The following is a 17306-nucleotide window of genomic DNA, read 5'->3' on the forward strand; positions in this document are numbered from 1 at the left end:
CTACTCATACATCTCTGCTCACCGCCACACTGTCGGGTTAACCACCCCCATGCAACGTAAACCATTTGTTAAGGTTAACGCAGGCCCCGCCCCCCGTGGATGAGCCAGGTATCAGCCGTAGACGCCACGCACGATGCGCTTCAGCGCCGTTGCCGCCTTCTCCCAGTCCTTGGGTGTTTTCAGCGACAGGCCGGCGCACTGCCCGCCGGCTGCGGCGGCGAGCACAAGGTGCTGGATCGCGGCGATGACGACGGCGTTGACGGCTGCCGCATCCACCCCCTTCGGCGGCGCCAGCGAGCCGCGCATGCGCTCGAGCCACAAGGCGAGCGCCTTCGAACGCGCCTCGGACAAGCGCCTCACCTGCTCGGTGTTTTCCGATATCTCCCAGGCGAGGATGCGGCGCATCAGCGGATCGTTTCTCAAGGCGTCGAGGAGTAGAAGCGACAGCCGCTCCATCAGGTCGCCATAGGTGAGCAGGAACATGCCGCCGGCGTCTTCCGGAATGCGATCCTTCACCCATGTGCCGAGATCGGCGCCGATCGCCTCGACCAAACCGTCGAGGCCGCCATAGTAACGATAGATCAGCTGCTTGTCGCAACCGGCGCGGCGGGCGACCGCATTGATGCCGAAGTTCTGGAAGCCTTCCTCGGCGAGCAGCCCCTTGGCGGCGGCAAGGATGGCGCGCTCGGTGGCGCCGCGATCCCGCACCCGCCGTTCCGGCCCCTCGCCGGTCCCGGGTGAATTTTCAAGATTTACGGCTTCATTCAGCATGATCGACCCTTCCCCACTGTCACCAATCGGTGAGTAGCGGCGAGACTTCACGCAATCAATCCTATCCCTTTGGGAAGATTGTGGATATTCCAGCCGGACCGTTGATTGTTCGTCGAACGGATGCGGAAGGCTGCACGTTGGGCGGATCGGATCCGCTCAGAAATCTCGTCCTGGCGGTTGATCGTGATGGACGAACCCGGCATAGCTACATTATGAACAAATCTAACAATCTCCGCTAAGGCCCTGCAATGGTGAACTATATCGAAGCCTCTACTGCGCCCCCGAAGAATACGGGCGCCATCCGGCTTTATGACGCGCAAGCATTCGAGGGCATGCGCAAGGCATGCCAGCTGACCGCGCGCTGCCTCGATGCGCTTGCCGACATCGTCAAGCCCGGCCTGCTGACCGATGAGATCGACAGGTTCGTCTTCGATTTCGGCATGGATCACGGCGCCTATCCGGCCACGCTGAACTATCGCGGTTATACCAAATCGACCTGCACCTCGATCAACCACGTCGTCTGCCACGGCATTCCGAACGACAAGCCGCTACGTGATGGCGATATCGTCAATATCGACGTCACCTTCGTGCTCGACGGATGGCACGGCGATTCCAGCCGGATGTATCCCGTCGGCGTCGTCAAGCGTGCTGCCGAGCGGCTGCTCGAAGTGACCTATGAATCGCTGATGCGCGGCATTGCCGCCGTCAGGCCCGGCGCCCGCACCGGCGCGATCGGCGAGGCGATCCAGACCTATGCAGAGGCCGAGCGCTGTTCGGTGGTGCGCGATTTCTGCGGCCACGGTGTCGGCCGGCTGTTCCACGATTCGCCGAATATCCTGCATTACGGCCGCGCCAATGAGGGGCCGGAGCTGCGCGAAGGCATGATCTTCACCATCGAGCCGATGATCAACCTCGGCCGGCCACATGTGAAGGTGCTGGCCGACGGCTGGACAGCGGTCACTCGCGACCGCTCGCTGTCGGCGCAGTATGAACATACCGTCGGCGTCACCTCCGATGGCTGCGAGATCTTCACGCTGTCGCCGGGTGGGCTCGACCGCCCCGGCCTGCCGTCACACAACGGGTGACGGTCCGATGGCGAAGGGCCCCGTTTCGACATCTTCCGACGACGAGCTGCCTTTCCCAACGCAAGAGTCCCTTGCCGCCGACGAACGCTCGTTCTTTGGCGGACGGCCGCAAAAGCCGTCCGCGCCGAATGCCAGGACCGCCCTGCCCGCCTCGCTCGCCGGCCCTGAGCATTATCACGGCCATCGCGAGCGGTTGCGTGACCGCTTCCGGGAGCTCGGCGACACCGCGCTGGCCGACTACGAAATCCTCGAACTGCTGCTTTTCCGCCTGATCCCGCGGCGCGACACCAAGCCGATCGCCAAGGCACTGATCGAGCGGTTCGGCTCGCTCTCCGGCGTCTTCGGTGCGCCTCAGGCGCTGCTGATGGAGGTTAAGGGCGTCGGCGAGGCCGTGGCGCTCGACCTGAAGCTGATCTCGACTGTCGCCCACCGGACGCTGAAGAGCGAACTCAGGAGCAAACAGGTCCTGTCCTCGTGGTCTTCGGTCATCCAATATTGCCATGCCGCCATGGCGCACGAGACCCGCGAACAGTTCCGCATCCTTTTCCTCGACAAGCGCAATGTGCTGATCGCCGACGAGGTGCAGGGCCGCGGTACGGTCGACCATACGCCGGTCTATCCGCGCGAGGTGGTCAAACGCGCGCTCGAGCTTTCGGCAACGGCGATGATCCTGGTGCACAACCACCCCTCCGGCGACCCGACGCCATCGCGCGCCGACATCGACATGACGAAGGTGATCATCGATGCCGCCAAGGCGCTCGATATCACCGTCCACGACCACGTCATCATCGGTAGGGACGGCCATGTCAGCCTGAAGGGGCTGAAGCTGATCTGAACAAACTCACGAGTATGATCGCCGACGAGATGCAGCCCCGGCGCGTCGACCATGCCCCGGTCCATCCCGCGAGAAGACTGAGGAATGCTGGAGTTGACAGCAGTCGGTGGTGCGGGATTGTATGCAGTCGTGCACCACCACAGCCTGGACAATGCCCGCCCGAATACCGAGAAGATGAGGCTCCATGACGATCCGCAGCGGCAACACCGATCGATCGACCCGGCTCTGCCGCGACATACTCTGCCTCGATGACTTTGAAATAAAGGCGCGGCGACATCTGCCAAAGCCCCTGTTCGGCTATATCGCAGGCGCAACCGAGACCAATGCATCGCTGCGGCATAACGCAGAAGCTTTCCAGGCCTATGCCTTCCGGCCTCGTGTCCTTCGGGACGTCTCGAAACGCAGTACCGAGACGAGCCTCTTCGGCAAGACCCATGCCGCGCCATTCGGCATCGCGCCGATGGGTATCAGCGCGCTGATGGCCTATCGAGGTGACATCGTGCTCGCGCAAGGAGCGGATCAATCGGGAATCCCGATGATCATAAGCGGTTCATCGCTTATCCCTTTGGAAGAGATCGCTGCGGTTTCGCCGCAAGCATGGTTTCAGGCCTATCTCCCCGGCGAACCCGACCGTATCGACGCTCTCATCGATCGCGTCGGCGCGGCCGGCTTGCAGACACTTCTGCTGACCGTGGACACAGCCACGCTGCCAAATCGTGAAAACAATGTAAGGGCCGGGTTTTCGACGCCTCTGCGTCCCGGCCTCCGCCTGGCATGGCAGGGCATCTCGCACCCGCGCTGGACCACCGACACATTCCTGCGCACGATCGTCCGGCACGGCATTCCGCATTTTGAAAATTCCTATGCCACAAGGGGCGCGCCGATCATCTCCTCGAATGTGACGCGCGATTTCGGCAGGCGCGACCATCTCAACTGGAACCATCTGGAGCGGATACGCAACAGGTGGTCCGGCAAACTCGTGGTCAAGGGGATCATGCATCCTGACGACGCGGCGCGGGCTGTCGACACCGGAGCGGATGGCGTGATCGTCTCCAACCATGGCGGCCGCCAGCTCGACGGCACCGCATCTCCCCTTCAGGTCCTTCCGGAGATTGCGTCCCGTGTTGGAGACAGCGTTGCCGTCATGGTCGATGGCGGTTTCAGGCGTGGAACGGACATCATGAAGGCCCTCGCACTCGGGGCCCGTTTCGTGTTCGTGGGCAGGCCGTTCCTTTATGCCGCAGCCGTCGCGGGCCTACCGGGTGTGCTCAAGGCGGCCGATATCCTGAAGACGGAACTGCATAGCAATATGGCGTTGCTCGGCGTCACCAAGGTGGGCGATATTTCCGCGGACTACATCACCCGTGCATGAAAAGTCGTCGAGCCACAGAGCATGGCAAGCGCCCCTGCCGGTGTTCGTCAGCTACGACCCATGGTGTAAAGCTGTTTCTCGCAGGGCTCACTTGCCCGAAAAAGCACCCGTCAGGACCAATCAGGCGGCCGTAAAACAATCTGTAACATTGACCGGCTAACGATGGACGGGCGACATTTTGCGTTGCAATATGATTCCTTTCCAATCCGGGGCTTGATGATGCTTCAGTACGATCTCGTTGTGGTGGGCAGCGGTCCCGCAGGGCGCCGCGGCGCGATCCAGGCGTCAAAACTCGGCAAGAAGGTGCTTGTCATCGAGCAGGGCAAACGCGTCGGCGGCGTGTCCGTGCATACCGGCACCATCCCTTCCAAAACGCTGCGAGAGACTGCGCTTAATCTTTCCGGCTGGCGCGAACGCGGCTTCTACGGCCGGTCTTACCGCGTCAAGGAAGAGATCAGTGCAGATGACCTGCGGCGTCGCCTGCTGATTACGCTGAACCACGAGGTCGAGGTGCTGGAACACCAGTTCGCCCGCAACCGCGTGCAGCATATTCGCGGCAAGGCGAGCTTCATCGATGCGTCGACGCTGCAGGTGATCAAGGATGACGGCGAGACCACGCAGGTCACCGGCGCCAGCGTGCTGCTCGCCGTCGGCACAAAACCGTTCCGCCCCGATTACATGCCCTTCGACGGCAAGACCGTTCTCGACAGCGACGAACTGCTCGACATCCAGGATCTGCCGCGATCGATGGTCGTCATCGGCGCCGGCGTCATCGGCATCGAATATGCGACGATCTTCAGCGCGCTCGACACGGCCGTCACCGTCATCGACCCGAAGACGACAATGCTCGACTTCATCGACAAGGAAATCATCGAGGATTTTACCTATCAGCTGCGCGACCGCAACATGAAGCTGCTGCTCGGCCAGAAGGCCGACAAGGTGGAGAGGCTCGAAAACGGCAAGGTCGAACTGACGCTCGACAGTGGCCGGCGCCTGACGACCGACATGGTGCTTTTCGCCGCCGGCCGCATGGGGGCGACTGATGCGCTGAACCTTCAGGCGATCGGCCTCGAAGCCGACAGCCGCGGCCGTCTCAAGGTCAATCCGGAAACCTTCCAGACATCGGTTGCCAACATCTATGCCGCCGGCGATGTCGTCGGCTTTCCGAGCCTTGCCTCGACCTCGATGGAACAGGGCCGCATCGCCGCCCGCGTCGCGGTCGGCGCGGTCGCCAAGGAGCCGCCGAAATATTTCCCCTATGGCATCTATGCCGTGCCGGAGATTTCGACCTGCGGCCTGACTGAAGAAGAGATGAAGGAGCGCGGTATTCCCTATGAATGCGGCATTGCCCGCTTCCGCGAGACGTCGCGCGGTCATATCATGGGCCTCGACACCGGGCTTCTGAAGCTGATCTTCTCGCTGAAGACCCGCCGCCTGCTCGGCGTGCATATCGTCGGCGAAGGCGCCACCGAGCTGGTGCATATCGGCCAGGCGGTGCTCAACCTCAAGGGCACGGTCGAATACTTCGTCGAGAACACCTTCAACTATCCGACGCTCGCCGAAGCCTACAAGATCGCCGGGCTCGATGCCTGGAACCGGATGGGCGACATCAAGTCGGAGCTCTAAAGTCCGTCGCGTCGTCGAGGGAACGGCCGTCTCAGTCCGGCCGCCAAAACGGAGCCGAATGATATTGCGCATCATTTCCTTGAACGCATGGGGCGGCAGGCTTCATCAAGCGCTGATTGAATATGTGACGGCGGCCGATCCCGACGTGCTGTGCCTGCAGGAGGTTTTGCGCGCACCCGGTACCCACTCGGGCTGGTCGGTCTATCGGGACGGCGATGTCGAATTGCCGCAGCGCTTCAATCTCTTTACCGAGATAAGCACCGCCATGCCCGGCCACGACGGTTTCTTCTGCCCGACCTCGAGAGGCGAGCTTTTCGATGGCGATACCGCCATTGTTGCCGAATTCGGGCTGGCGACCTTCGTGCGCAAAACGCATTCCGTCATCGCCCAAGGGCTGGACTTCGTGCACGGCCGTTTTTCGGCTGATGGCTGGGGCGAACATCCGCGACCGCGAAACGCCCATTGCATCCGTCTCTTCAGCCATGAGTGCGCTTCTACCGTGACCATCGCCCACATGCATGGCCTGCGCGATCCCGCAGGCAAGGGCGACACGGCGGCGCGTGAAAAGCAGGCCGCGGCGCTAGTCGGGCTCATCGAGCGGGTCTGGCCCGGTGACGAAGGGCTCATCGTCTGCGGCGATTTCAACGTGCTGCCTGATAGCGCAACCTTTGCGATTCTCGCCAGACTCGGGCTTTCCGACCTCGTCACCGGAAGCGGCCTTGTAGACACGCGAACCTCCTACTATCTGAAGCAGGGCCGCTTTGCCGACTACATGCTGGTGACGCCAGGGGTGAAGGTTGCCAAATTCGAGGTGGTCGCGGCGCCCGAAGTCTCCGACCATCGCGCATTGCTGCTCGATATCGGGTAGTATATTGAGGAATAATACACTTCGCGAAGCGTTTGCGCGCCGTGCCGTTTTTTTACGCCTTAGTTCGACCTCCTAAATCGCATTGATATGTGGTGCCTGATAGCTGCCTTCAACGCCATTTTGCCTTCGGGCAAAAGCTTCTAAAGAAAGATAGATACTCTTGTCCCATGTCTTGGAAGTTGCGCGCAGACGTTTTCAGCTGATCTTGATCAAGCCGTCGCATTATGACGATGACGGCTACGTCATCCGCTGGTGGCGGGCGATGATCCCCTCCAATTCGCTTGCGGCGCTCTACGGCATTGCCGCCGAATGTGCCGAGCGCAAGGTGCTCGGCGACGATACGGCCATCGACATCACTGTGATCGACGAGACCAATACGCGGATCGATGTCGCCGGACTGCTGGCGCAGTTCAAGCGTCACGACAATTTCGGCATGATTTCGCTCGTCGGCGTCCAGACCAACCAGTATCCGCGCGCCCTCGATATCGCCCGTCCCTTCCGCGATGCCGGCCTGCCGGTTTCGATCGGCGGCTTCCATGTTTCCGGCTGCCTGTCGATGCTGGATGGCAAGGCCGTCGGGCTTGACGCCTGCCGCGACATGGGCATCTCGATGTTTGCCGGCGAAGCCGAGGGCCGGCTCGACATGGTGCTGCGCGACGCCGCCGCCGGCGAGCTGAAGCCGCTCTATAATTTCATGAACGACCTTCCCGGTATCGGCGGCACGCCGGTTCCCTTCCTGCCGAAGGACAATATCCAGCGCACGCTCGGACTCAGCACCAGCTTCGATGCCGGACGTGGCTGTCCCTATCAGTGCTCGTTCTGCACCATCATCAACGTACAGGGACGCAAGTCGCGCTTCCGCTCGGCCGACGACGTCGAAAAGCTGGTGCGGATGAACTGGGCGCAGGGCATCCACAAATTCTTCATCACCGACGACAATTTCGCCCGCAACAAGGATTGGGAAGCGATCTTCGACCGGCTGATCGAGCTCAAGGAGCGGGACGGCATTCCGCTCGGCCTGATGATCCAGGTCGACACGCTCTGCCACAAGATCCCTAATTTCATCGAGAAATCCCGGCGCGCCGGCGTTACTCGCGTCTTCATCGGCCTCGAAAACGTCAATCCGGACAATCTGACCGCCGCCAAGAAAAACCAGAACAAGATCACCGAATACCGCAAGATGCTGCTCGCCTGGAAGGCACAGGGCATCATGACGCTCGCCGGCTATATCCTGGGCTTCCCCGCCGATACGCCGGAATCGATCCGCCGCGACATCACGATCATCCAGGAAGAGTTGCCACTCGACGTCATCGAATTCTTCATCCTGACGCCACTGCCCGGCTCCGAGGATCATCAGGTCCTGTGGAAGAAGGGCGTCGAGATGGATGCCGATCTCAACATCTACGATGTCGAGCATGTCTGCACGGCGCATCCGAAGATGAGCAAGCAGGAATGGGAAGACATCTACCACGAGGCCTGGGCGCTCTATTATTCGCCTGATCATATGAAGACGCTGCTGCGCCGCGCCGTGGCGACCGGCGTACCGCTCGCAAGGCTCGTCAAGGTTCTCGTCTCCTTCGCGACCACTGTGCCGCTGGAAAACGTGCACCCGCTGCAAAGCGGCCTGCTGCGCCTGAAGACGCCGTCGGAGCGGCGCCCGGACCTGCCGCGCGAGAATCCGCTGGTCTTCTGGCCGCGCTTTGCCTGGGAAACCTTCAGCAAACATGCTTCACTCGCCGGCACGATCATTGGCCTGACGATTTCGGCATTCCTGATTTCAAGAGATGCGAAGTCGAAGACCTATATGGATCAGGCCCTGACGCCTGTCGCCGACGACGAAGAGGAAACGCTCCACCTCTTCACACAGACCGCCGGCGGCGCCGCAGCCGTCAGCCATGTCAGGAAAGTCGCGCAACTGACCGCGCATTGAGCGGTAATTCTTGAACGGCGGCTGGCAGCATCAAACTCTAAGCCAATGCATGTCGCTAAAGCGCGTCGCATGAATCAAGTTTGAGAACGCGCTTTGAAGGCTCCGACTTTGGTGGCCGTTTAAGCGACTTGGATCATCTTGGTCGTCTCGGCCACTTGCAGTGTGTCGACGAATTCGACGATCTTGACCGGTTTCCCATCTCGGAAATGGATCTTGTCGACGAATTCCGTATGGAAGCTCACGCCCGATGGGATGTGCCTGACCTCGCCTTCGCGGTGGGCAAAGACCATATGCTCATCCTCGTCCACATAGATGCCGGCTGTCCTGATATTCGATAGATCCCACACTGTGATAAGCTGGGTTATCGCCTGGCGAAAAGAATCCCCGCTTGATTCAGTCGAAAAAGGCGCCAGCCGGGTATTGCCGACCATGCGAAAGGTGCAATGCTCACCGATCAGCGCCAGCGTAGCTTCGACATCGCCACGGTCACGCACAGCATAGATTTCCTCCACGAGCTTCTTCATGTCGTGCTTTGCGGTCATTTTCAGGTCCCTCCACCATCAGCGAAATCTGCATCTAATTATACTTTAATGCAACTCTTTGTTGTTCCGGATAAATAAACACAATGGAGTAGGCGTTCGAGAATAAACTGACCTGACAAATAGAAAAAGGCCCCGCACGATGGCGAGGCCCTTCCAAACTTCAGAACCGAAAAGCGATTATTCGGCGCTTTCGTCAGCCGCCTTCTTCTTCGGAGCAGCCTTCTTCTTCGGTGCGGCTTCTTCGCCTTCACCGGCGTCAGTTGCTTCGGCCTTGGCGGCAGCCTTCTTCTTCGGTGCTGCCTTCTTGGTTTCGGCCTTCGCTTCGCCTTCTTCCTCGGCGAGCAGCTCTTCCTTGGTCACCTTCTTGTCGGTGACGTCGATTTCGGTCAGCAGGTGATCGATGACCTTCTCTTCGAAGATCGGCGCGCGGATCGAAGCGGCGGCACCCGGCTGGCTGCGGAAGAATTCGAGGATCTGCTTTTCCTGGCCCGGATACTGGCGCAGCTGATCGTAGATGGCGCGCTGCATCTCGTCTTCGCTGACTTCGACGCCGGCCTTTTCGCCGATTTCGGAGAGAACGAGACCGAGGCGAACGCGGCGCTCAGCGAGCGTCTTGTATTCCTCGCGAGCCTTCTCCTCGGTCGTGTCTTCATCCTCGAAGGTCTTGCCGGACTGGGCGAGGTCGTTGTTCACCTGGCTCCAGATGCCGTTATATTCGGCGTCGACGAGCGAGTTCGGGGTCTCGAACTTGTACATCTCGTCAAGCTGGTCGAGGATCTGACGCTTCAGCTTCTGGCGGGTCAGCGAGCCGTACTGCGATTCGATCTGGCCACGGACGATTTCCTTCAGACGGTCGGCCGATTCGATGCCGAGCTTGGAGGCGAGTTCGTCGTTGATCTCGACATCGGCAGGTGCGGCGACTTCCTTGACTGACACGTCGAAGGTCGCTTCCTTGCCGGCGAGGTTCTTGGCCGGGTAGTCGGCCGGGAACGTCACGGTGATGGTCTTCTCGGCGCCGGCCTTGACGCCGACGAGCTGGTCTTCGAAGCCCGGAATGAAGCGGCCGGAGCCGAGCACAAGTTCGGCGCCCTGGTCGGTGCCGCCCTCGAAGGCTTCACCGTCGACCTTGCCGACGTAATCCATGGTGATGCGGTCGCCATTGGCGGCCTTGCCGGTCTTGGTTTCGTAAGCGCGGGCGCTTTCGGCGACCTTCAGGACCTGCTCGTTGACTTCGTCGTCCGAGATGTCGATGACTTCGCGCGTGACCTTGATGCCCTTGACTGACTTCAGTTCGATCGGCGGCAGCACTTCATAGGAGAGCGTGAATTCGAAATCCTGCTCGGCTGCGAGGATCTTGTCGGCTTCGTCCTTGTCTTCCGTCATGGCGATTTCCGGCTGCGTGGCCGACTTCTCGCCGCGGCTGGACAGGATGGCTGCCGGCTGCTCGCGGACGATCTCGTTGACGAGGTCGGCCATGATCGACTTGCCGTAGACCTTCTTCAGGTGAGCAGCGGGTACCTTGCCCGGACGGAAGCCGTTGATGCGAACTTTGTCCTTCACATCGGCAAGACGCTCATTCATCTTGTCTTGCATGTCCTTGGCCGGGATAACGACCTTGATTTCGCGCTTCAGCCCTTCAGCGAGCGTTTCGATAACCTGCATGTCTTCCTACCTTCATTTCGTGGCGGCCGTGCCCAGACGCCGTTCGTTTCGATGAGCACGACGCCGGCGATCCTGCCGCGCGTGGCTTTTCCCAATTCCATATCATTCCGCCCAAAGCGGAATGGCACTCGCGGGTTATTCGGGACAACTCTCAATTGTTCTGGAACAACCGATTCTTAGTCTCCCGCCTGCAAACAGCTTGGTGCGGGTAGAGAGACTTGAACTCCCACGCCTTGCGGCACCAGAACCTAAATCTGGCGTGTCTACCAATTTCACCATACCCGCGTTCACAAAACCGCATGCCTATGCCTGCGCATGAGGCCTTCCGGAGCGCGGCGTCTCTATATCACCCGATTTGGTCGAGGCAAAGGAAAAATGAACGGCAAATGACAGGGGATTTGCAGCCCCGGAACCGCCCTGCCCCGAAGTGTGACCGGATCAGTAGAGCGGCTCGTCGTAAACCGGCTTGCCGTCAACGAGAAGGCTGCGAATCTGTGCGCTTCCATCAGGGGAAACACGCACTGCGATGGCGACGTTGCCGTCATTGCGGGCCTCCTCGATCGGCTTGCCCTCGCCTTCAGGAACGTAGTAGCGCTCGATGCCGTATTCGACACGCATGCTGTCGCCGGCGGCAAGTCCGCCACTATAAAACGGCTGGCTGCGCAGGATGACGGACTCCGGCTGCGGAGGCAGTTCGTGAAAGGACGATTCGGTCACCGTCCAGAAACCGTCCTCCTGCTTCTTCAACCGGACCCACAACACCCGTTCGCCGGCCTCGGCCGGAATGCCGCCGGAAACCGTCTGCACCGGCACCGAGGAAATGTCGTAGTTCAAGACGACATAGTCGCCGCGCAGGAAATCGCGCGGATCGACGGGCGCCGTCTTCAGCAGCACCTCGGCGCCATCGCTGAGGATCGACGCCCGGCTCTGGATGATCGTGCCGAGGATGAGGGTCTGCAAACCGGCGACGATGATCGCCGAAAAGAGATAACCCTTGCCGGATTGCAGCTTTGCCATGAACGAGTTCATGCCCGCTCCCCCTGTGCATTCGCCGAAAAACGCCGTTCAAGACGGATGACCATCCAGGCGACAAGTGCCACCACGAGACCGGAGAACAGGAAGAGGCTCGACGTGCCGAGGATCGAGCCGACGGTGACGGAGGCGAGATAGAGCATCTCCGCGGCAAAGGTCGCATAGGCGAGATATCGCACCGCGCCATTATCCCTGCCACGCAGGACGATTGCCAGCACGGAAGCGGCAAGCGTCGCCACTCCGAGCACCACCAGCCCCCAGCCGTCCTCGATCTCGATATGCAGCAGCAGAAAGCCGATTACGGCGACGAGGAAGCTGTAGAAGGCAGGAGCCGCACCGGCGCTTCTGACCAAGGAGGCAATAGGCCGGAGCGGCAACGCCGTCAGGACGAAGGCCGCCATGCCACCGATCGCAAAGGCAAGCGCCACGGCGATCTCCTCATAAAGAGTATAGAGCCAGGCAAGCCAGCCGATCAGCAGCAGATAGGCCAGATGGCGGCCCCGCTCGGCGCCGGTATAGCGCACCAGCCCGATGACGATCACCGCCATGACGGGCGCCATCCAGGGGTCGAACCCTATCCAATGCGTATCGTAATTCTCAAGATAGACGGCAAACGACGCCCAGGAGAGGAAGCCGGCGACGACGGCCACGGCGCCCGAACGGAACAGGATCGCCGAGATCGTCGCAATCGCGAACCAGAGATACATCACCGTCTGCTCGTCGCCGGAGAGATGATACATCTGCCCGACCAGCGAGATGGCGCCGCCGAAACTCATCGCGCCGATGACCAGCAAGCCGCCTGCGGCGGCTGTCGCACCGCGGGCAAGCATCCGGGCGGCGGCGATATGCACCACCCAGATCAGGGCAAAGATGCCCCCCACGCGCACCAGGCGCGGGATGGCCTCCCAGTTGGAGGCGACGACCAGCAGGATGGCGGCTGCAAGCAGCACCGCCGCCAGCGCCATCAGCACCCTGCCGAGGCTGAAGCTTGCCGGGCGGCTGTCATATTCGGCGAGAAGCGCACCTGCCGTTTCCTGTCCGAGCAGGCCCTTGCCCACCCAGAGCGAGAGATCCCGCTCCAATCTGCCGCGATACATGCTCAACCCCTCGATTTCCGTAACGCCGACTGCGGCGCTGCGGCTCACGCCGTTATAGACGCAGCACGGGTGTCCGCAAACGCTCTTGCGACAAATATACAAGTTCCTCATTGGTCTAAATAGTATCGAGTGTTAACCGGCCGCTAACGTCAGAAGCGCTAATATAAGCCTATGGACGGAGAGGTATGCGATCCTTGCATATCCCCCATGAATTTATTGCACTGCACAATAGTCATTAGTCATACTATTGATCACACATCGAAGCACGGGGATGGCGCCCCGGCCCGGCATCAGCCGGACGCCCGCGGATGCTTTGTCCGTGACGAGATTCGCAGTTGCGCACTCCTCCTCCCAGCGCGCTGCGATAGACTGGCAACACTCCTCCTCCCAGTTGTCAGTCACCATAACACGCCCGCCGGATCCTCCCCCGGCGGGCGTTTTTGTTTAGCCAAAGCTTCATTAAAGCCTTGGCAATGAGAGGATTTTCGTCGCGTGGCGCCATCAATGCCGCATTGTCGTCACACCGCCCCACCAACCCTGCGAAGAGATGGGCGGCTTCCGATCCGAAACAGAACGCCTCTTTACAGCGGATGGACGGGCGGAACCATCGGAGCAAGCAGCGTTTTCCGGAGTGGCACCCCCTTCGTCCCTCCAAACCAAACTGCTTTTTCAAAAGTCATTCTGCCTATTCGTTGACCAAAAAGCGGTAAGTCTGCGTCAAATACCTCTTGAGCATTGCATAACTCGCATAGGTGATCTGAAAACTTGGCTGTTTTAGTCTTTCGCGTCGCAACATATATTCCAGTCATCAAATAGAGGTCAGCGCCGATCGGTGGCTGCTGGCGGATGAAACCCTCGGAAAGGGGCTTAACATGAACTTCTCTCGCTCTTTCAATAACTGGCGCAAGTATCGTCAGACCGTCACGGAACTCGGCCGCATGACCAACCGCGAATTGCACGATCTCGGCATCGACCGTTCGGACATCCATCGTGTTGCCCGTGAGGCTTCTGCCCGCTAATTCAGGCGGTTGACTGCTCCTTACGAGCAGATCGTCTTTGATTGAAACGCCCGCTGTCTCCCACAGCGGGCGTTTTCATTTGTCTGCATGCGGCTGCCGCGGCGGTAGCAGGTTTTTCCGTCTCATTAGCCCGCTCAAAAAATATCCGCTGCTTAATTGAAGAGCATCATCGTGCACAATTGCATGGCAGACGCCTTTTATTTGCACTGCACAATTGGACGGTTCTCGCCTATATAAACATCAACCGCAGAGAGACAGGCGATCCCGCCGTCCCGCGGACATAGGAAGAAGACAATGAACCCGATCCGCATTGCAAGAAGCTGGCTCAGCTACCGTCGTACGCTCAATGAACTCGGCGGCCTTTCCAACCAGACCCTGTCCGATATCGGCGTCAGCCGCTACGACATCCGGAATATCGCATCCCGCTCGTTCCGCTAATAGCGAGTACGATGCTTCCAAGACGGCGCCCCAGGGCGCCGTTTTTGATTCCAGGGTGTTGGATCGCACCTGCCGACATGATATCAGCCCGGAATGAACACGATCTCCTCCTATTCCCCTATCCACGTCGTCGGCGGCGGGCTTGCCGGTTCGGAAGCCGCCTGGCAGATCGCCAGTTCCGGCGTTCCGGTCATCCTGCATGAAATGCGCGGGGTGCGCGGCACGGATGCGCACAAGACCGACGGCCTTGCCGAACTCGTCTGCTCCAATTCCTTCCGGTCCGATGATGCGACCAGCAATGCCGTCGGCGTCATCCATGCCGAGATGCGTATGGCGGGCTCGCTGATCATGGCCGCTGCCGACCGGTGCCAGGTACCGGCCGGTGGTGCGCTCGCCGTCGATCGCGATGGCTTCTCCGAGGCGGTGACCAAAGCGGTCCATGACCACCCGCTCATCACCGTCGTGCGTGAAGAGGTCACCGGCCTGCCACCAAGTGACTGGGATCTTGCCATCGTCGCCACCGGACCGCTGACGGCGCCGTCGCTCGCGAGCGCCATCCAGACGGAAACCGGCGAGGATTCGCTCGCCTTCTTCGACGCTATCGCGCCGATCGTCTATCGCGAGAGCATCGACATGGATATCTGCTGGTATCAGTCGCGCTACGACAAGGTCGGGCCCGGCGGCACCGGCAAGGATTACATCAACTGCCCGATGGACGAGACGCAGTACAATGCCTTCGTCGACGCGCTGATCGCGGGCGACACGGTCGGCTTCAAGGAATGGGAGGGCACGCCTTATTTCGACGGCTGCCTGCCGATCGAGGTGATGGCCGAACGCGGCCGCGAGACGCTGCGCCATGGACCGATGAAGCCGATGGGGCTGACGAACGCGCATAATCCGACGGTCAAGGCCTATGCCGTCGTGCAGCTGCGGCAGGACAATGCGCTCGGCACGCTCTATAATATGGTCGGCTTCCAGACGAAGCTGAAATACGGTGCGCAGGCCGACATCTTTCGGATGATCCCGGGCCTCGAGAATGCCGAATTCGCCCGTCTCGGCGGTCTGCACCGCAATACCTATATCAACTCCCCCACCCTGCTCGACCCGTCGCTGACGCTGAAATCGCGGCCCGGCCTGCGTTTTGCCGGACAGATCACCGGCTGCGAGGGTTATGTGGAAAGCGCCAGCGTCGGGCTGATGGCCGGGCGTTTCGCCGCCGCCGAACGCAAGGGCGAGGCGATTTCGCTACCCCCGGCGACGACGGCGCTCGGCTCGCTGCTTGGTCATATTACCGGTGGGCACCTCGTCACCGACGAGGAGCCGGGCAAACGATCGTTCCAGCCGATGAACATCAATTTCGGGCTGTTTCCGGAGCTCCAGCCGGGTTCGATCGTCAAACCCGAAGGCGTCAAGCGCTTTCGTGGCAAGGACAAGACGATCATGAAGCGGCAGCTGATCGCGCGGCGCGCGCTTGCCGACTGCGCGGCCTGGCTCGGTCAAGAATCCACGCTTGCCGAAAGCGCCTGACCGGCGTTTTCAAGCGCGTCGCATCGCGCATGCGACCGCTTGACGTCTTTGCTTTTGTGCATGTCGACCTCCCAAACCGATGCACAATTTTGGGCGACATGCATTACTGCTTGTTCGCCGCCGAAATATTGCCGGGCAGCAGGTCCTTATCCGGCTCGGCGATATAATTGCCGAGCAGCCAGAGCGAAACCTCCGAGGCTTCCTTGGCGGAAGCGAATTCGAAATCGCCGTTGTGATGGGGTGCATCGAGGAAGTCGATCACCAGTCCTCTGCCCGTTTCCGAGCCGACGACGCGCACCCGACCAGGCTCGATCACGTGGCAGGAGAAATGGCGCGACATGTTGCGCATGAAGCCGGCCTTGTTGTCGTGCAGGCGCACAAAGACGGCCTGGCCGTTTTCCGTCGCCTGCAGCTGACGGATCGCCTCGTTCGGAAAGGCACGGCCGAACTCGATGATGGCGAGGCCCGTGTCATGCAGGCCATCTTCCTTGTTCTGCGCGGCCATACGCGTTGCCACGAAAGCAAAGAAAATGACGATGGCGAAAAGGACGCACCAGACGATAATGCCCACGCCGAGTCTCCGTTCAAAGTGTAGCGGTGGAAGCCTTGTAACGCGCGAGACTTGCGCGAATTTGACCGATATCAGATTTTTCGGCGTGCGGCAGCCAGCCCCATCCGCAGCTGGCGGCGCCATTGCGGCGGCTGCAGCGGCCGGTCGAGCAGCAAGGCGCCGCGTTTCTGCGCCTTGACGAGCACCGGTTCGGCAAGCGTCGCCGGCAGGAAGGCTGGAAAGACGGTCGGCGCAATCGGCCCCGCCGCCCTCGCCTTTGCCAGATGTTCGCGACCGAGGCCGGCAAAAGCCTCGATGGCGGCAGAGATGCGCGGCCTGTCTTCGCCGACGAGGAAGGCATCGCGGTCGAGACCGGTGGCGGTAAGGATCTGCAGCGGAATATAGATCTGGCCGCGGCGGCGATGAAGCGGCATCAGGAGCAACAGCCCGGCGACCGCCTGGGCGACGCCGGCATGGCCGGCAGCGTCGGCCGAGCGTGCGGCCTCCTTCGGCGAAAGCACCAGGCTTGCGAGCTGAATCAGCGCCGATGCCGTTTCGCCGGCATAGCCTTCAAGCGAAAGACGTGTCTCCATCGGATCGTCATAGAGATCAAAGGTACGGGCCTCAATCATGTCGATCAGCGTCTTGCGTGGCAGGCGGTGCGTTTCGATGGCGATCAGAAGGGCTGCGGCGACGGGATTGGCCGCCGTCGAGCCGTGCGCGCTGCCTTCCAGAAGATCGTGCCAATATTGCAGCCGCACCTCACCGGGCAAGGGCTCGTGGACGAGATCGCGGATGCGGGCAAGCTCGGCATTGAAGGCGTAAAGAGCTGCAAGCGCGCCGCGCTTTTCCTCCGGTGACAGCAGACAGGCGAGATAGCGGTCGCGATCGCTGTCACGCAGCATCGCCAGGCAGATATCCTGGTTGGTCGCAATATGCGCTTCAGTCATCG

At 60.7% G+C, this 17306-nt stretch carries 17 protein-coding genes and 1 tRNA gene; 9 read left to right on the top strand and 9 right to left on the bottom strand.

From position 1 onward, the window contains the following. Window positions 1-111: 111 nt before the first annotated feature. Window positions 112-771 carry a TetR/AcrR family transcriptional regulator gene (locus FFM53_RS02820; protein WP_065279742.1) on the bottom strand — a complete coding sequence of 220 codons (660 nt, stop codon included), beginning with the start codon at window positions 769-771 and terminating at the stop codon, window positions 112-114. A 248-nt stretch (window positions 772-1019) separates the two neighbouring features. Between FFM53_RS02820 and map the strand changes: the two genes are divergently transcribed. The 6 genes from map to FFM53_RS02850 all read left to right on the top strand — a co-directional run bounded on the left by map (window position 1020) and on the right by FFM53_RS02850 (window position 8487). Further along, on the top strand, window positions 1020-1856 hold the full coding sequence (gene map, locus FFM53_RS02825; RefSeq protein ID WP_062944698.1) for a type I methionyl aminopeptidase: 837 nt from the start codon (window positions 1020-1022) through the stop codon (window positions 1854-1856). A gap of 7 nt (window positions 1857-1863) precedes the next feature. Then, window positions 1864-2691, top strand: a complete 828-nt coding sequence (radC, locus tag FFM53_RS02830) for a RadC family protein (protein ID WP_138391104.1) — start codon at window positions 1864-1866, stop codon at window positions 2689-2691. Between the two features lie 184 nt (window positions 2692-2875). Next, complete coding sequence (locus FFM53_RS02835) at window positions 2876-4063, top strand: alpha-hydroxy acid oxidase (RefSeq protein WP_138391105.1); 1188 nt, start codon at window positions 2876-2878, stop codon at window positions 4061-4063. Between the two features lie 219 nt (window positions 4064-4282). Continuing rightward, window positions 4283-5689 (top strand): Si-specific NAD(P)(+) transhydrogenase, encoded by a 1407-nt coding sequence (gene sthA, locus FFM53_RS02840; protein ID WP_138391106.1) that lies wholly within the window; start codon window positions 4283-4285, stop codon window positions 5687-5689. Between the two features lie 58 nt (window positions 5690-5747). Beyond that, the gene (locus FFM53_RS02845; protein ID WP_173862933.1) at window positions 5748-6557 is read left to right on the top strand and encodes an endonuclease/exonuclease/phosphatase family protein; all 810 of its coding nucleotides are present in this window, start codon (window positions 5748-5750) and stop codon (window positions 6555-6557) included. A gap of 160 nt (window positions 6558-6717) precedes the next feature. Beyond that, window positions 6718-8487, top strand: a complete 1770-nt coding sequence (locus tag FFM53_RS02850) for a B12-binding domain-containing radical SAM protein (RefSeq protein WP_138329796.1) — start codon at window positions 6718-6720, stop codon at window positions 8485-8487. Between the two features lie 119 nt (window positions 8488-8606). On the opposite strand, the gene FFM53_RS02855 is transcribed toward FFM53_RS02850, so the two are convergent. From FFM53_RS02855 to FFM53_RS36890, 6 genes are all read right to left on the bottom strand, one after another. Next, window positions 8607-9029: a nuclear transport factor 2 family protein gene (locus FFM53_RS02855; RefSeq protein ID WP_138329798.1), complete on the bottom strand. Its 423-nt coding sequence runs from the start codon at window positions 9027-9029 to the stop codon at window positions 8607-8609. A gap of 177 nt (window positions 9030-9206) precedes the next feature. After that, window positions 9207-10691 (bottom strand): trigger factor, encoded by a 1485-nt coding sequence (tig, locus tag FFM53_RS02860; protein WP_138391107.1) that lies wholly within the window; start codon window positions 10689-10691, stop codon window positions 9207-9209. A gap of 200 nt (window positions 10692-10891) precedes the next feature. Then, window positions 10892-10976, bottom strand: a tRNA-Leu gene (locus FFM53_RS02865). A gap of 153 nt (window positions 10977-11129) precedes the next feature. Continuing rightward, window positions 11130-11720: a GDYXXLXY domain-containing protein gene (locus tag FFM53_RS02870; RefSeq protein ID WP_138391108.1), complete on the bottom strand. Its 591-nt coding sequence runs from the start codon at window positions 11718-11720 to the stop codon at window positions 11130-11132. Further along, the gene (locus tag FFM53_RS02875) at window positions 11717-12820 is read right to left on the bottom strand and encodes a DUF2157 domain-containing protein (RefSeq protein WP_138391109.1); all 1104 of its coding nucleotides are present in this window, start codon (window positions 12818-12820) and stop codon (window positions 11717-11719) included. Before FFM53_RS02875 ends, FFM53_RS02870 begins: the two co-directional genes overlap by 4 nt. Before the next feature lie 213 nt (window positions 12821-13033). Further along, entirely contained in the window at window positions 13034-13225 is a 192-nt protein-coding gene (locus FFM53_RS36890; RefSeq protein ID WP_138391110.1) for a hypothetical protein, read from the bottom strand. 467 nt (window positions 13226-13692) lie between these two features. Here FFM53_RS36890 and FFM53_RS02880 point away from each other — a divergent pair, with 467 nt between their 5' ends. From FFM53_RS02880 to trmFO, 3 genes are all read left to right on the top strand, one after another. Then, complete coding sequence (locus FFM53_RS02880; RefSeq protein ID WP_003558908.1) at window positions 13693-13839, top strand: DUF1127 domain-containing protein; 147 nt, start codon at window positions 13693-13695, stop codon at window positions 13837-13839. A gap of 294 nt (window positions 13840-14133) precedes the next feature. Then, window positions 14134-14277 (top strand): DUF1127 domain-containing protein, encoded by a 144-nt coding sequence (locus FFM53_RS02885; protein WP_003539017.1) that lies wholly within the window; start codon window positions 14134-14136, stop codon window positions 14275-14277. 93 nt (window positions 14278-14370) lie between these two features. Next, window positions 14371-15804, top strand: coding sequence for a methylenetetrahydrofolate--tRNA-(uracil(54)-C(5))-methyltransferase (FADH(2)-oxidizing) TrmFO (trmFO, locus tag FFM53_RS02890; protein WP_138391111.1), 1434 nt, complete (start codon window positions 14371-14373; stop codon window positions 15802-15804). A gap of 103 nt (window positions 15805-15907) precedes the next feature. On the opposite strand, the gene FFM53_RS02895 is transcribed toward trmFO, so the two are convergent. Beyond that, window positions 15908-16375 carry a hypothetical protein gene (locus FFM53_RS02895; RefSeq protein ID WP_138391112.1) on the bottom strand — a complete coding sequence of 156 codons (468 nt, stop codon included), beginning with the start codon at window positions 16373-16375 and terminating at the stop codon, window positions 15908-15910. Between the two features lie 71 nt (window positions 16376-16446). After that, entirely contained in the window at window positions 16447-17304 is an 858-nt protein-coding gene (locus FFM53_RS02900) for a phytoene/squalene synthase family protein (protein ID WP_138391113.1), read from the bottom strand. Between the last annotated feature and the right edge of the window lie 2 nt (window positions 17305-17306).

The sequence above is a fragment of the Rhizobium indicum genome (genome assembly GCF_005862305.2).
Taxonomy (GTDB): Bacteria; Pseudomonadota; Alphaproteobacteria; order Rhizobiales; family Rhizobiaceae; genus Rhizobium; species Rhizobium indicum.

Bases quoted from the DNA above. Each gene is read 5' to 3' on its own strand.
- FFM53_RS02820 (WP_065279742.1), bottom strand. From the start codon at position 771: ATGCTGAATGAAGCCGTAAATCTTGAAAATTCACCCGGGACCGGCGAG.
- map (WP_062944698.1), top strand. From the start codon at position 1,020: ATGGTGAACTATATCGAAGCCTCTACTGCGCCCCCGAAGAATACGGGC.
- radC (WP_138391104.1), top strand. From the start codon at position 1,864: ATGGCGAAGGGCCCCGTTTCGACATCTTCCGACGACGAGCTGCCTTTC.
- FFM53_RS02835 (WP_138391105.1), top strand. From the start codon at position 2,876: ATGACGATCCGCAGCGGCAACACCGATCGATCGACCCGGCTCTGCCGC.
- sthA (WP_138391106.1), top strand. From the start codon at position 4,283: ATGCTTCAGTACGATCTCGTTGTGGTGGGCAGCGGTCCCGCAGGGCGC.
- FFM53_RS02845 (WP_173862933.1), top strand. From the start codon at position 5,748: ATGATATTGCGCATCATTTCCTTGAACGCATGGGGCGGCAGGCTTCAT.
- FFM53_RS02855 (WP_138329798.1), bottom strand. From the start codon at position 9,029: ATGACCGCAAAGCACGACATGAAGAAGCTCGTGGAGGAAATCTATGCT.
- tig (WP_138391107.1), bottom strand. From the start codon at position 10,691: ATGCAGGTTATCGAAACGCTCGCTGAAGGGCTGAAGCGCGAAATCAAG.
- FFM53_RS02870 (WP_138391108.1), bottom strand. From the start codon at position 11,720: ATGAACTCGTTCATGGCAAAGCTGCAATCCGGCAAGGGTTATCTCTTT.
- FFM53_RS02875 (WP_138391109.1), bottom strand. From the start codon at position 12,820: ATGTATCGCGGCAGATTGGAGCGGGATCTCTCGCTCTGGGTGGGCAAG.
- FFM53_RS36890 (WP_138391110.1), bottom strand. From the start codon at position 13,225: ATGGTGACTGACAACTGGGAGGAGGAGTGTTGCCAGTCTATCGCAGCG.
- FFM53_RS02880 (WP_003558908.1), top strand. From the start codon at position 13,693: ATGAACTTCTCTCGCTCTTTCAATAACTGGCGCAAGTATCGTCAGACC.
- FFM53_RS02885 (WP_003539017.1), top strand. From the start codon at position 14,134: ATGAACCCGATCCGCATTGCAAGAAGCTGGCTCAGCTACCGTCGTACG.
- trmFO (WP_138391111.1), top strand. From the start codon at position 14,371: ATGAACACGATCTCCTCCTATTCCCCTATCCACGTCGTCGGCGGCGGG.
- FFM53_RS02900 (WP_138391113.1), bottom strand. From the start codon at position 17,304: ATGACTGAAGCGCATATTGCGACCAACCAGGATATCTGCCTGGCGATG.